This window comes from Marinomonas transparens, from assembly GCF_016463975.1.
Taxonomy (GTDB): Bacteria; Pseudomonadota; Gammaproteobacteria; order Pseudomonadales; family Marinomonadaceae; genus Marinomonas; species Marinomonas transparens.
Genome location: NZ_JAEMNX010000024.1, coordinates 1 through 12,458 on the forward strand (window position 1 = coordinate 1; position 12,458 = coordinate 12,458).

Consider the following 12,458-nt stretch of genomic DNA (forward strand, 5'->3'; position numbering starts at 1 on the left):
AAAATGCTCATTTATAACCCATAAACTCTGCTTTTTCGTCTGTTTTTGCCTTGTCTCGGTTTTGCTCATGACTTCGTGCAAAGGTCTCATCTAGTAAGTACCTTTCTATTTCCTTCAAATGACGTTTCTTGAAACCGACAAAACGAGTGATGATTTTTCCATCTTTGCCTATTAGATAGGAAACAGGCAGGCCCTCTATTTCGTATGCTTGGATTTGTGATTGGGAGGCCTTGGTGAGAATCGGATATTGCACAGGGTATTGCTCAAGGAAGGTTTTAGCGTCTTTGGTGTTTTCATCTAGATTAACGGCGATGATTTCAAAACCCTTGTTGTTAAACTGATTCCGTAATCTATTTAACTGGGGCAGTGATTGCCGACAAGGCGCACACCAGGATGCCCAAAAGTCGAGCAAGGTCACTTTTCCTAAATAGTCGCTTAGAGCTATGTCGGTTTGCTGATGGATTTCCAACCCTTTGATGGGCGGAGCCAGTTTATTGGGTGCTAACGTATTGGCCGCTAGTGTACTGGTAGAAAGTGAGACTGCGAATAATAAGCAGGTAAAAGTGAATCGGAAAGCGAGAATCATGACGTCTTTCATGCCGTACAAATCTAATACTATATTTTTTAAATATGACAAATTAATGATATCGATATCTAATTGTTTTTTATTTTACTTTTTTTTTCTAGTTTGTCATAAAACTGACATCAGAATGTCGATGAAATGTCATTTATCCCCGGTAGAGTAGCGAAACTTTCTAAGCGCTCCATTGAGGATGTAAATAATGAAAATCAATCTAGTTACTAAGTCGGTTGCCGCAGTTGCTACTGCTGGTGTGATGAGCAGTGTCATGGCCTCTGGTGTAACACAGTCTAATGATCAGTGGTTTAAAGACGGTCAAGCAACGCTTCAGCAAAAACTAAATGCTCCTCGTATTAATGGTATGGCGAAAAACGTGATCTTGTTTGTTGGTGATGGCAATGGTGTCACTTCAAACACAGCGATTCGTATGTATAAAGGTCAAAAAGAGGGTGGATCAGGTGAAGAGTATGTACTTAGCTACGAACAGTTTCCTCACCTAGCACTAGCGAAGACTTACAACACGAATGCTCAAACACCAGATTCTGCTGGTACAGCAACCGCTTTTCTTACGGGTGTTAAAACCAAAGCGGGCATGCTGAGTGTGGCTTCTAATGTTGACCGTGGCGATTGCCAGGCTGGGATGAAAAACGAAGTAACCACCATTCTTGAGTTAGCAGAGCAAGCCGGCAAATCAACAGGTGTTGTTTCAACAGCTCGTATTACTCATGCAACGCCAGCGGCGGCCTATGCCCATTCTGCAGACCGTAACTACGAAGACGATAGCAAGTTGTCTGCTGAGCAAAAAGCAGCGGGTTGTATCGATATCGCATCACAAGCAGTAGATTCGAATGTCGATGTGTTGTTTGGTGGCGGTCGTCGTCATTTCATTCCTAAAACAATGAAAGATGGCGAGGGCAAATCAGGTAAGCGTACTGACGGCCGTAACCTAACGAAAGAATGGACTAAGAAATACCAGAACGCGTCATACATCTGGAACCAAGCTGGCTTCGATAAGCTTAATACAGAAAAAACCGGTCCAGTTTTAGGCTTGTTTAACAGCTCTCACATGGAATACGAAGCGGATCGCGCTAAAGACAAAGGTGGCGAGCCTTCTTTGGCGGAAATGACAGGTAAAGCAATCGACATTCTGGATAACAACAAGAAAGGGTATTTCTTGTTAGTTGAAGGCGGACGTATTGACCACGCTCACCATGCAGGCAACGCAGCGCGCGCTTTAGAAGATGGTTCTGCTTTTGCTGATGCGGTTCAAGCGGCAATGGAAAAAACCTACCAAGAAGATACCCTGATCATTGTAACAGCCGATCATTCTCATACTTTGACGATGCAAGGCTATGCGAAACGCGGTAACCCAATCTTAGGTTTGAGTGTGGGTGTTGACGGTAAGGGTCATCCTAAAACAACGCCTAACCTAGATGATGATGGCAAACCGTTTACAACCCTTAGCTACATCAATGGTCCAGGTGCAGTAAAAGGCGAGCGTGAAGACTTAACGAATGTTGATACAACGGATATTGATTACATTCAGCAAGCCTTGTTCCCTAAATCATCTGAATCTCATGCTGGCGAAGACGTAGCGATTTACGCTCGTGGTCCTAAAGCTTGGTTGATGGATGGTTCTGTAGAGCAAAACTACATCTTCAACGTAATGGGCTACGCATCTGGTCTTGTTAAGTAATTAACAAGTCTAGATAGCTCAAGGGCGCTAACTTAAGGTTGGCGTCCTTTTTCGTTTTAAACTTTTAATGGAATTCTTCATGCGCATTGTATTGCTCTTGTTATGGCTTGGTATGAGCAGTGTTTCCATGGCGGCGGACAAGCTGCATTTTCGTGATTTGTATGGCCGAGGTGGTGAATTTTCAGAAATGGCTAAACAGAAGCAAGGTCAAACGATTCGTGTTCGAGGCTACATGGCACCGCCAATCAAAGCCCAAGCCGCCTTCTTTGTGCTAACCAAGATGCCTATGTCCTATTGCCCATTTTGTGAGTCTGAAGCGGATTGGCCAGCGGATATTATGCTGGTGAAAACCGACGACATTATTGATGTAGTGCCATATAACCAGCCTATCTACGTAACGGGGCAATTAGAAATCGGCACACAGGTTGATGAAGAAACGGGTTTTTTAAGCAGAGTGCGCTTGGTTCATGCCGAGTTTGAAACCGCAAAATAATCACAGCCGTTTACAAGGAGTCACCATGTTAACGCTAAGTAATATTACTGTTGAATTGGATAAACAGCCGATCTTGTCGCTGGGCGATATTGCTCTACCTTATGGGCAACTTAATGTTCTGGCTGGCCCATCAGGTGCGGGAAAATCGACTTTTCTACATACGGTTTCTGGTCAACTTAAACTGACTCAAGGCTTAGTGCATTGGCAAGGTCAATCATTATTTGATCTCAATGAATCGGCTCGTTCCCAATGGCGAAGTAAAAATGTCGGCTTTATCTTTCAGGACTTTCACCTGATCCCTTCGTTGTCGGCATTGGATAATGTGATCTTGCAGCACAGCTTTTCCCATTGGCGTATTCCTAACGAGTTGCGCCAGCAAGCCTTGGTCTTGCTTAAGCAGTTTGGTGTTAAAGATGTGCATAAGAATATTGGTCAATTCTCCCGCGGTGAAAAGCAGCGTATTGCACTGGCCCGCGCTTTGTCAGGTAGTCCTGCGATTATTTTGGCGGATGAGCCTACGGCATCGCTGGACAAAGAAAATGCTGAGTTTGTGATTCAGCAACTGAAAGCCCAAGCCGATTTAGGCAAGTTTGTATTAGCGGTTAGCCATGATCCATTGGTGATTGGACAAGCTAGTCAGATTTTATACTTAGAAAGAGGGGTGATCCAAGATGAATCCATGGATGCTGCTTAAAGCTTGGTATCGTCAATACACTTGGCCTTGTGTGATTTTTATTGCGCTGTTTAGCGTTGCTTTATCTCTGGGTGTTGCCTTGTTGTCGCAAGAACGGGCGATCAAACAGAGCAGTGCTAACGTGTCTGATCAATTTGATTTGATCATAGGTGCGCCGGGCTCCAAGATTGATTTGGTGTTAGATATCGCCTTCTTACAAACGGGTTTTTTAGAAACCGTACCAACCCACGTTTGGCATGACTTACTTGATGATGAACGAGTGAAGTGGTTTGCGCCTGTGGTGTTGGGCGATGGCTATGCGGGTAGCCCGATTATTGGCACAACACAGCCTTTGCTTGCTTCGATATATGGTGAAACAGAGAACTTTCCTAACATTCATTCGGCGTTTGTTGGTGCCAATGTTGAGCTAAAGGCAGGACAGATCTTCCAGCCTCAACATGGCATGTTAGAGAGCAGTGATGAAGATGAAGCGGAAGAGCATACCCACCATGTGGACTATCAAGTGGTTCGTAAGCTTCCTATTACGGGTACGCCCTGGGATAACGCAATCTTGGTACCTGTTGAAGCGACTTGGGCGGTACATGGGCTAGGTGATGGCCATGCCGAAGATGAGCATGAAGGTCACGAGCATGGTGTACACGAAGGGCATGAGCATGAGAAACATGAAGGTCACGAGCATGAAGAACATAAAGGTTATGGCTATGAGGAGCATGAAGAGCACGACCATGAGCGCGAAGGTCATAACGAAGTCGAGCACCTAGGCACATTCGATGAGCATGATCCTCTTAAACCGGTTTCTGCTTTCATAGTGAAACCTATTACTATTGCCAGTGCCTATGGGTTACGTAGTGATTTCAGTAACAATGAAACACAGGGTGTATTCCCAGCAGAAGTCATGGTGACCTTGTATGCCCTAATGGGGGATGCACGAGCCTTGATGAGTCAAATAACCTTGATCTGTGAAGCCTTGGTGATGCTGTCATTGGTATTTGGCATTGCTGCCTTGTTTGCCTTGTTTAAACGGGAATTTGCCATCTTACGAACCATAGGTGCGACGCGCAGCTACTTGCTGTTATCTGTCTGGATGTTTGTATTCAGCTTGATGGCGGTAGGCTTGCTGGTGGGCATGGTATTGGCCACCTTGGAAGTGCAGTGGATCAGTTACATGCTCAGTAATAAGGTGCAATTCAACATAGAAGCCACATTAGGCGGCAAAGATTGGCTGTTTGCTTTGGCTGTCCTGTTGGTTGGCAGTGTGCTCGCGCTGCTGCCAGCGCTGTTTGTGTACCGTGTATCAAATGAAAAACTGATGCAATCTATCTAGATTGACTCGGCTGTTTTAAAGCGTCGCTCCCGAAAAGGGACGGCGTTTTTTCCTAGGACTTAGCGTATTTGTGTAGATGACTTTGTACTAGTGAAATAAGAAAAAGCCCTTTAGTATCGATGCATAGCTAGTCGAGCATATCGACTATTGCCATTGAGTTAACCTGGAGAGGATTAATCTCATGCCAGAAATAAAATTAAAATGTGCTTGCGGCAGCGTTCAAGGAACAACGACGAATGTGACCGGTAAATCCGGCACAAGGGTCGTTTGTTGCTGTGATGACTGTCAGTCGTTCGCACATTATTTAGAACAAGAAAGTGATGCTTCCGAGCAAAAAGTTGATGTTTTAGACCAATATGGCGGCACCGATATCTTTCAAATGCCTATAGCCAGTTTAAAAATCACCCAAGGTAATGAGCATGTCTCATGTATGAGGCTCAGCCCTAAAGGCATACATCGTTGGTATGCTAAATGTTGTAATACGCCAATAGGCAACACCATGGACGCTGGTGTTCCATTTGTTGGTGTGATTCATAACTTCATGGATAACGAGGCAACTAGAGAGGCAGATCTAGGCAAAAGCAGAGGCCATATAATGGTGAAATTTGCTACACAGCACGTCCCTGAAAATCTACAAGTCTCGTTTTTTAAGATCACCCTACGAGTGCTTGCTAAGCTGCTTATTTGGAAGTTGAAAGGTCTAAATAAGCCCTCCGTGTTCTTCAAAGAAAATGGCGACCCAGTTGTTGAGCCGAACGTCCTAACGAAGGGCTGAGTCGCTTTTTCTTGGCAAGTTTTACATTCCAATTATCAGTAGGATAGCGACAAAACTAGTCACGGTTCCTTCCCCTTTTGTCTGTTAAGGGGAAGGCGGAGGATGGGGTGTTCTTTTTGCTCTGCGCATCACCTCCGCAGAGTGACGTTTTTTCGGCGCTATTCTTCTAGGTGTGACCGCCTACCCTGTCGAAATGCTCTTCAGCTTCTTTCCAGCAAGACTGCATCACAATCTCATGGCTACTTCGTTTTAGCTCGAAGGCACTAGCATTAGCTCATTGAATGCTACCATTCTGAATGACTGCTCTAGTCTAAAAGATATGGTTTTTAGTTGTTCGTAATTTATAAGTGGTACTACGCAGTAGTTTTTTGGTTTGAAAGCCTTTATTTTGGCGGCTTTAGACTTATGGCTGGCTTATCCTAATTCTATGGGAGAGCTAGAGGGCCAAATTAATGAGGGGGTTGAGCGATTAGCATAGGTGCTCGATTTGGGCCAGTCGGCGCCACGCCATCGCTGAGTGTGCTTGGTGTAAAACGACTCTTGATGGCTCCGCTCATGTTCGAAATTGTAGTAGCCGCTACCGACTGATTTCCAGCGAAAGAATAGACGTCAGAGTGTTCATAATAAATGCTCTATTTTTTAAGGGAATAAAACACAAGGTTTAAATTGTTCATCATTTACGGAAAATACTACATGGTAGTTTTTGGGCTTTAATGGGTAAATAAAACCTGACTTATTTTTATCCCCTTAATGCTTATTAAGCCGCTATGCTTCAATAAAAAAGAAGGAGAATGCTATGGCTGAAATTAATCATCGTGTTGGTATCAAGGCTTCAGCAGAAAGTGTGTATGAGGCATTAACGACCAACGATGGGCTAACGGGATGGTGGACTAACGATGTCTCTGGAGCGGGAGAGGTTGGTTCAACGATTAAGTTTCGTTTTAATGGTGGCGGCCCAGATTTTACCGTTTCAAAGCTTATCCCCAATAAAACAGTGTGCTGGCAACATTCAGGTAATATGCCAGAAGCATGGATGGGCACAGAGATTGAATTTCAATTAGACGCTGAAGAAGATCAAACGTTTGTAAGATTTACCCATGCAAACTGGAAAGAATCGACCGATTTTATGGCGCATTGTAGTACCAAGTGGGCCGTATTCTTACTGAGTCTTAAGGGTGTGTTGGAAACGGGTAAAGGTAAGCCCTTTCCAAATGATGTGCCAATAGATCATTCGTGATACGCCAATTACATTAAGTTAGACCAAAAAAAGCCAGAGTATTCGTATTGAATACTCTGGCTTTTTAATATCTTTCTTCGTCATTAATAAAATGACGCGCCCCTAACTGACTATCGATAGATCAGTGTGGGTAACCACATTGAAATAGCAGGAATAAAGGTCAGTAGCATGAGTACCGAGACTAATGGAATTAAGAATGGTGCAGTAGCAATTACACATCGCTCAAAGGGGGTTTCTGACACCTTGGCAAGTACGTACAGCACCATACCCACTGGCGGGGTTAGTAACCCTAGCATCAAGTTAAGGATCAAAATAATGCCGAAGTGCACCGGATCAATGCCTATTTGTATTGCCACTGGCAAGAGCACAGGAACCAAAATGGTGATGGCTGCTATGGTTTCCATAAAACAACCAATGATTAATACCAGTAAGGTCATGATCAACAGAATCATGATCTTGTTATCGGTAAAAGACAGCAGCTCCTCAGCAAAAAAGGTGGCGAATTGGTTGGCGGTTAGTATCCAAGCAAAGATGGTCGAGCTGGCAACTATCATTAGAATAGAGGCCGATGTTTCGATGGTTTCTTGTGACACCCTAAGAATGTTGTTGAAAGACAAGGTACGATAAACAAACAGTCCTAAAAACATCGCGTAGGCCACCGCAGCCACAGCGGCTTCTGTTGGTGTGAAAACCCCTGTGGTGATACCGCCGACAATAATAACAGGCGTCATTAAAGGCAGAAAAGCACGTTTAAAGGTGGCCCAGAGCACTTGGAAACTAAAGCGATCATCTTTTGGGTAATGACGTATTTTGGCATACCAAGACACCATGGCCATTAAGGCAAAGGCCATCAATAAGCCCGGAATAAGCCCGGCAGCAAACAACTGTCCTATCGATGTATCGGCCATGACGCCGTAAATGACCAGAGGTAGTGACGGTGGAATAATTGGGCCGATCGTTGACGATGCAGCGGTAATGCCCACGGAGAAATCTGTGTCATAGCCGGCATCTTTCATGGCTTTAATTTCTACATTTCCTAAGCCACCCGCATCGGCTACCGCTGCCCCTGACATGCCCGCAAAAATAACACTGGCGCCAACGTTTACATGGCCTAAACCACCGGGCATCCAGCCGACTAACGAGCGTGCAAAAGCGAAAATACGATTGGTAATACCACCGGTATTCATCAGATGTCCGGCGAGGATAAAGAAGGGAATGGCAATCAGAGGAAAGCTATTAATACCATTGACCATATTATGCAGCAGCACAATATTAGGAATGCCTTCCATGATAATGAAAAATAGCGAGGCTAGACCTAAAGAAACCGCAACAGGTACCCCAACTACTAGTAATGAAAATAGTATGAGGAACATAAATAAGATAGACATAAACAAAAATCCTTAGTCTGTAATCACCTGATCATTAAGGCTGTTGGCCACTTCGACATGGGGTTGTTTGATGCGTTTAAACAGCCAAACTAAAGAGTGTATTGCCATGAGCATGCAGCAAAGACACACGGTCCAGTACATCAGACTTTTGGGGATAGGTATTGAAACCAAGCTTTGATTCATACGTAGGGCCATTTGGCTTGCCAAGTAAGCGCAGTAAATGTAGAAGCTGGTACTAGCAACCTGTGCAAAGATCACGAGGGCTTTTGTCCATTGACTGGGAATAAAACGATAGAAAAACTCTAAGAAAATGTGCCCACCTTTCCTTACGACTGTTATTGATCCAACAAAGCCCAATAAAATCAAAAGGTAACGAGCTATCTCTTCGGTCCAGCCGAGTGAGTCATTGAGGACGTAGCGGGTGAAAAATTGCAGAAATACAATCACCACTAGGACCCAAAAAATAATCATCACGGGCATGTCTGCCATATTGAAGGCAAATACTTCCTCGGTTTGGTTCTCATCGACCAAATCGAGGGCGGACACGCGTTCTTCCACGTGTCCAGTTTGCTTTTGATTTGTCATCATCAGCATCCCTCTTAATGAATGGTTACAGGGCTTCTAAACGTGCTAGTTGTTCCGCTGTAAAGCCATTATCAGAATCGTTCAAATAAGGTTTGATCGCATCTTGGAAGGGCTTCTTATTCACCTTATTTACCGTAACACCTTGTTTGGTGAACCATGCAGATAGGTTTTGCTCTGCATCATTGATTTGGTCTGACGCCTTATTAGCAGCCTGCTTAGTGATAGCGACTAGCTTGTCATAATCACTGGCACTGATTTTGTTTTTCGAATAGTTCGAAATAATCGTTAGCAGAGAATTCGACATATGGCCCGTTAGGTTGATGTATTTTTGAACCTCGTAAAACTTCTTAAATTTAATGGTTGGTAATGGGTTTTCCTGTGCATCAACCAAACCTTGTTGCAGTGCCAAGTAAACTTCAGAGAAGGCTAAAGGAGTTGGGTTTGCGCCAACCGCTTTAGGAAACATTAAAAACAAAGGTGCATTTGGCACGCGTATTTTTAGATCTTTCATGTCAGCAGGCGTATTGATCGGCTTGTTAGACGTTACATGGCGTGAACCATAATAGGTGAAGGAGGCAACATCATGACCTGTGGCTTTTTCATAACCGGCTGAAATTTCTTGGAAAAGAGTGCTGTCACGGTAAGCTTTCCAGTGGTTGTAGTCACGGATCACAAAAGGAAAAGAAGATATCTTCATTGGCGCGTACGCTTGCCCAGCGAAGATCTCGCCAGTGAAAATAATATCGACAGTACCGAAATCTAACGCTTCATTTAGCTCTGCTTCTTTCCCTAAAGAGGAAGCTGGGTAGGCGTTAATAGAAACACGACCGTCGGTTTGCTTGTTGATCTCATCCGCCGCCCACAGTACCGCTTCATGGTATGGAGAACCAGCTTCATACACATGTGCCCATTTTAGCGTTGTGGCATTTGCTGCACTACTCAGCATACTCGCACCCGTAATCACTGTTGCGGCAGTCGCAATAAGAGTGCGGCGAGTTAAGGTCGATAGAAGAGATTGATTATTCGTTTTTTCAAGCTTTGACATAACAATACCTATTTTATTTTTATAATAAGCACACTATGGTGTGCGGTTTGTTTTCTCGGTAAGCCCTAGCAGGGCTTACCACAAGAAAATGCTAATACTTCAAGCTCCTTCTGAAGTGGAAACAAGGTTAAAACCATGGCGCTTCAAACAAGCGGATAATCGCGGCAAGGTGTTTTTAGTACCTTCATTTACGCTGAAAAAAGCTTGTCCTTTTTCAAAAATCGGCAGGATTCGGCGTTCGATTTTTGCTTGATGATGTTGCGCAATATCACTGAGTTTGTGTTCTAAAAAAGGGTTTAAAAAACGTTCTCGTACGTTGTTAACGTAGCTGGCAACATCTTCTGATAAATTCATCGCGGTTAGCACAGGGACAACTTCTTCCTGTAAAACGGCTTCTAGCTCGGCCTGTAATACAGGATTCTCCATGGCTTCTCGGACTGTTGTAATAGACGCGATGTCATCGTTTTCTGCTGCCATTGTCTGCCATAAGTCCACTAGGTAGGTGTGGGATAAGTTCAGCACGCCGAGTTTTAAAAACTCAATATCTTCTAAACTGTCCACTAGATGAATGGCTGAATGTTGGCAAGGCAGGGTTAGGTTAGTCTGCTTTTCAATTGCCCATAAAGCATAAGGTTCAGTGACCGCACCAATGGGCTCGATGGCTTCAGAAACAATCCGATCCACTAACGAGTTAACCCATAGGCAATCATTTTTTAGCCAGTGTAAAAAGGCATCATCGAGTTGCCATTGACTTGCTAGATCGACCACCAAGCTTTTTAGCACATCGCCGTTATTAGCAACCAGTTCACAGGGCATTAAGGTAACGGGCGTTGGATTTTGTTCGAAACGGGCTTTTAGTAATACCAATAACTTGGCTGGGAAACTGTTTGGCGGTGTTAGGCCTATATGGTCGCTGTCATCCAATTGGTAGCCTTGATCTGCCGTATTAGAAACCACATGGCTGACGCGCTGACAGAATAAGCTGACTATTTGTTGCCAATCGTCTTGAGCCTGTAATGCGACTTCTATTGCTTGAACTTGATGGCTTTGATCAATAATTTTGCCATCTTGTAACCCGCGGACTTTAACCGGATAAGACGAGCTTTGATTAAAGGCCGTCAAGCGGCGTTTGCCAGCGCTATTGCTGGAAGATTGCACGATGGCAATCTTGCTGGTGGAGTCTCCGTTGGCAATGGATTCGCCGACGAAGAAGTCCACATGGGCCTGCAAAAACCGGCTCGTACCAAACTGCATGATTAAGTCTTGAGGCAGTAAGCTTGGGGACAGCAAGTCGTTTGCCATTGCTTATACCTCAACCAAGGCTTTGATAACGCCTGTTTCGCTCTTACTCCACAAGGGTAATAAGGTTGGTAAATCCACTAATGAGCCACGGTGAGTGATCATAGATGACACCACGGCACGGCCTTCACGTAGGCATTTTACCACGTGCTCGAAGTCTTCCTTGGTGGCGTTACGGCTACCCATTAGGGTCATTTCACGTTTATGAAATTCTGGGTCAGAAAACTGAATGTCAGCTTTCACTACGCTAACTAATACCAGTGTGCCACCGTGGGATACCCAACCAAAACAAGATTGCATTGCCTTTGGGTTACCGGTTGCGTCGAATACTGTGACTGGGAATTCGTTGTCAGTTAGCGCCGCCAGCTCTGCTGTGGCGTTAGCACCGGCGAGTAGCGTGTCATCTACTTTTAAGGTGGCTTTGCAAAAATCTAGACGCTCTTGATTCATGTCCATCATGATGACGCGAGCACCGCGCTCTTTTGCAAATTGAGCAATGCCCATTCCAATCGGGCCTGCCCCCACAACCAATACATTGGTGTCGGCTTTTAACTGAGAGCGACGTACCGCGTGAGCACCAATGGCTAGGCATTCCACCACGGCCATTTGATCTAATGGCATGTCGTCGGTTTCAACAATGTAGTCCACAGGGACTTGTAAATATTCCGCCATGCCGCCGTCTACATGCACACCAATGACCTGAATGTCAGTACAGCAATTTGGTTTGCCGTTACGACAAGCAATGCATTTCTCGCACGCCATGTAAGGCACCACATAAACGTTTTGACCGATGGTAATGTCGACGCCTTCGCCCACCGAATCCACTACGCCGGAAAGCTCATGACCTAAAACACGAGGGTATTCGAAGTAGGGTTGCTGACCGCTAAAGGCATGGATGTCAGTACCACATATGCCGATGTTTTTAACTTTAATAATGACATGGCCGGGTTTATTGACAGGGCGTGGCACGTCTTTGACTTCGATAATACCGGGTTGTGTACAGATGGCAGATTTCATAATACTTGTCTCTCCAGCAAGAGGAATTTAATAAGAAAAAATATAAAAATGTCAGAGGCTTAAGCGAAGCTCATCAAGGGTGTAGGCATTGAAATGCGATGTGTCGAATCAACTGAGTTGACTTGGTGGAGGGTGCAATAGAGTGCTAATTGAGATGCTTTCATAAGGTTACCTAACATGTTTTTATTTTTATATGTTCATCAGAGTAGAAACTTAAAAGACAAAATTCAACTGTTTTTTATTTATAAAATACATCAAATAAAAAGCAGTTTTAAAAAAAAATACCCGTTATTTGTTTTTTTAAAACATCAAAAATACTGACTTG

General features: G+C 44.3%; 12 protein-coding genes. 6 read left to right on the plus strand and 6 right to left on the minus strand.

Going from position 1 to position 12,458, the window contains the following annotated elements:
• Positions 1 to 7: 7 nt before the first annotated feature.
• Positions 8 to 598: a TlpA disulfide reductase family protein gene (locus I8J31_RS16905; RefSeq protein WP_199469767.1), complete on the minus strand. Its 591-nt coding sequence runs from the start codon at positions 596 to 598 to the stop codon at positions 8 to 10.
• A 184-nt stretch (positions 599 to 782) separates the two neighbouring features.
• Between I8J31_RS16905 and I8J31_RS16910 the strand changes: the two genes are divergently transcribed.
• The 6 genes from I8J31_RS16910 to I8J31_RS16935 all read left to right on the plus strand — a co-directional run bounded on the left by I8J31_RS16910 (position 783) and on the right by I8J31_RS16935 (position 6,799).
• A complete protein-coding gene (locus I8J31_RS16910) occupies positions 783 to 2,276 on the plus strand; it encodes an alkaline phosphatase family protein (RefSeq protein ID WP_199469768.1) in 1,494 nt (497 codons plus the stop codon).
• Between the two features lie 79 nt (positions 2,277 to 2,355).
• The gene (locus I8J31_RS16915) at positions 2,356 to 2,769 is read left to right on the plus strand and encodes a hypothetical protein (RefSeq protein ID WP_199469769.1); all 414 of its coding nucleotides are present in this window, start codon (positions 2,356 to 2,358) and stop codon (positions 2,767 to 2,769) included.
• Between the two features lie 25 nt (positions 2,770 to 2,794).
• Positions 2,795 to 3,463 (plus strand): ABC transporter ATP-binding protein, encoded by a 669-nt coding sequence (locus tag I8J31_RS16920; RefSeq protein ID WP_199469770.1) that lies wholly within the window; start codon positions 2,795 to 2,797, stop codon positions 3,461 to 3,463.
• A complete protein-coding gene (locus I8J31_RS16925) occupies positions 3,441 to 4,787 on the plus strand; it encodes an FtsX-like permease family protein (RefSeq protein WP_199469771.1) in 1,347 nt (448 codons plus the stop codon). Before I8J31_RS16920 ends, I8J31_RS16925 begins: the two co-directional genes overlap by 23 nt.
• Positions 4,788 to 4,968: 181 nt before the next feature.
• A complete protein-coding gene (locus I8J31_RS16930) occupies positions 4,969 to 5,562 on the plus strand; it encodes a DUF6151 family protein (RefSeq protein ID WP_199469772.1) in 594 nt (197 codons plus the stop codon).
• A gap of 796 nt (positions 5,563 to 6,358) precedes the next feature.
• The gene (locus I8J31_RS16935; RefSeq protein WP_199469773.1) at positions 6,359 to 6,799 is read left to right on the plus strand and encodes an SRPBCC family protein; all 441 of its coding nucleotides are present in this window, start codon (positions 6,359 to 6,361) and stop codon (positions 6,797 to 6,799) included.
• 110 nt (positions 6,800 to 6,909) lie between these two features.
• Here the strand turns inward: I8J31_RS16935 and I8J31_RS16940 are convergent, their stop codons facing one another.
• From I8J31_RS16940 to I8J31_RS16960, 5 genes are all read right to left on the minus strand, one after another.
• The gene (locus I8J31_RS16940; RefSeq protein ID WP_199469774.1) at positions 6,910 to 8,187 is read right to left on the minus strand and encodes a TRAP transporter large permease; all 1,278 of its coding nucleotides are present in this window, start codon (positions 8,185 to 8,187) and stop codon (positions 6,910 to 6,912) included.
• A gap of 12 nt (positions 8,188 to 8,199) precedes the next feature.
• A complete protein-coding gene (locus tag I8J31_RS16945) occupies positions 8,200 to 8,775 on the minus strand; it encodes a TRAP transporter small permease (protein ID WP_199469775.1) in 576 nt (191 codons plus the stop codon).
• A 22-nt stretch (positions 8,776 to 8,797) separates the two neighbouring features.
• Positions 8,798 to 9,817: a sialic acid TRAP transporter substrate-binding protein SiaP gene (locus tag I8J31_RS16950; protein ID WP_199469776.1), complete on the minus strand. Its 1,020-nt coding sequence runs from the start codon at positions 9,815 to 9,817 to the stop codon at positions 8,798 to 8,800.
• A 99-nt stretch (positions 9,818 to 9,916) separates the two neighbouring features.
• Entirely contained in the window at positions 9,917 to 11,119 is a 1,203-nt protein-coding gene (locus tag I8J31_RS16955; RefSeq protein WP_199469777.1) for a mannitol dehydrogenase family protein, read from the minus strand.
• Positions 11,120 to 11,122: 3 nt separating this feature from the next.
• Positions 11,123 to 12,133, minus strand: coding sequence for a zinc-binding alcohol dehydrogenase family protein (locus I8J31_RS16960; RefSeq protein WP_199469778.1), 1,011 nt, complete (start codon positions 12,131 to 12,133; stop codon positions 11,123 to 11,125).
• Between the last annotated feature and the right edge of the window lie 325 nt (positions 12,134 to 12,458).

What these genes read in the sequence shown, in the direction of transcription:
- I8J31_RS16955 (WP_199469777.1), bottom strand. Translation starts at nt 11,119, where the DNA reads ATGGCAAACGACTTGCTGTCCCCAAGCTTACTGCCTCAAGACTTAATC.
- I8J31_RS16960 (WP_199469778.1), bottom strand. Translation starts at nt 12,133, where the DNA reads ATGAAATCTGCCATCTGTACACAACCCGGTATTATCGAAGTCAAAGAC.
- I8J31_RS16915 (WP_199469769.1), top strand. Translation starts at nt 2,356, where the DNA reads ATGCGCATTGTATTGCTCTTGTTATGGCTTGGTATGAGCAGTGTTTCC.
- I8J31_RS16925 (WP_199469771.1), top strand. Translation starts at nt 3,441, where the DNA reads ATGAATCCATGGATGCTGCTTAAAGCTTGGTATCGTCAATACACTTGG.
- I8J31_RS16940 (WP_199469774.1), bottom strand. Translation starts at nt 8,187, where the DNA reads ATGTCTATCTTATTTATGTTCCTCATACTATTTTCATTACTAGTAGTT.
- I8J31_RS16945 (WP_199469775.1), bottom strand. Translation starts at nt 8,775, where the DNA reads ATGATGACAAATCAAAAGCAAACTGGACACGTGGAAGAACGCGTGTCC.
- I8J31_RS16930 (WP_199469772.1), top strand. Translation starts at nt 4,969, where the DNA reads ATGCCAGAAATAAAATTAAAATGTGCTTGCGGCAGCGTTCAAGGAACA.
- I8J31_RS16935 (WP_199469773.1), top strand. Translation starts at nt 6,359, where the DNA reads ATGGCTGAAATTAATCATCGTGTTGGTATCAAGGCTTCAGCAGAAAGT.
- I8J31_RS16910 (WP_199469768.1), top strand. Translation starts at nt 783, where the DNA reads ATGAAAATCAATCTAGTTACTAAGTCGGTTGCCGCAGTTGCTACTGCT.
- I8J31_RS16950 (WP_199469776.1), bottom strand. Translation starts at nt 9,817, where the DNA reads ATGTCAAAGCTTGAAAAAACGAATAATCAATCTCTTCTATCGACCTTA.
- I8J31_RS16920 (WP_199469770.1), top strand. Translation starts at nt 2,795, where the DNA reads ATGTTAACGCTAAGTAATATTACTGTTGAATTGGATAAACAGCCGATC.
- I8J31_RS16905 (WP_199469767.1), bottom strand. Translation starts at nt 598, where the DNA reads ATGAAAGACGTCATGATTCTCGCTTTCCGATTCACTTTTACCTGCTTA.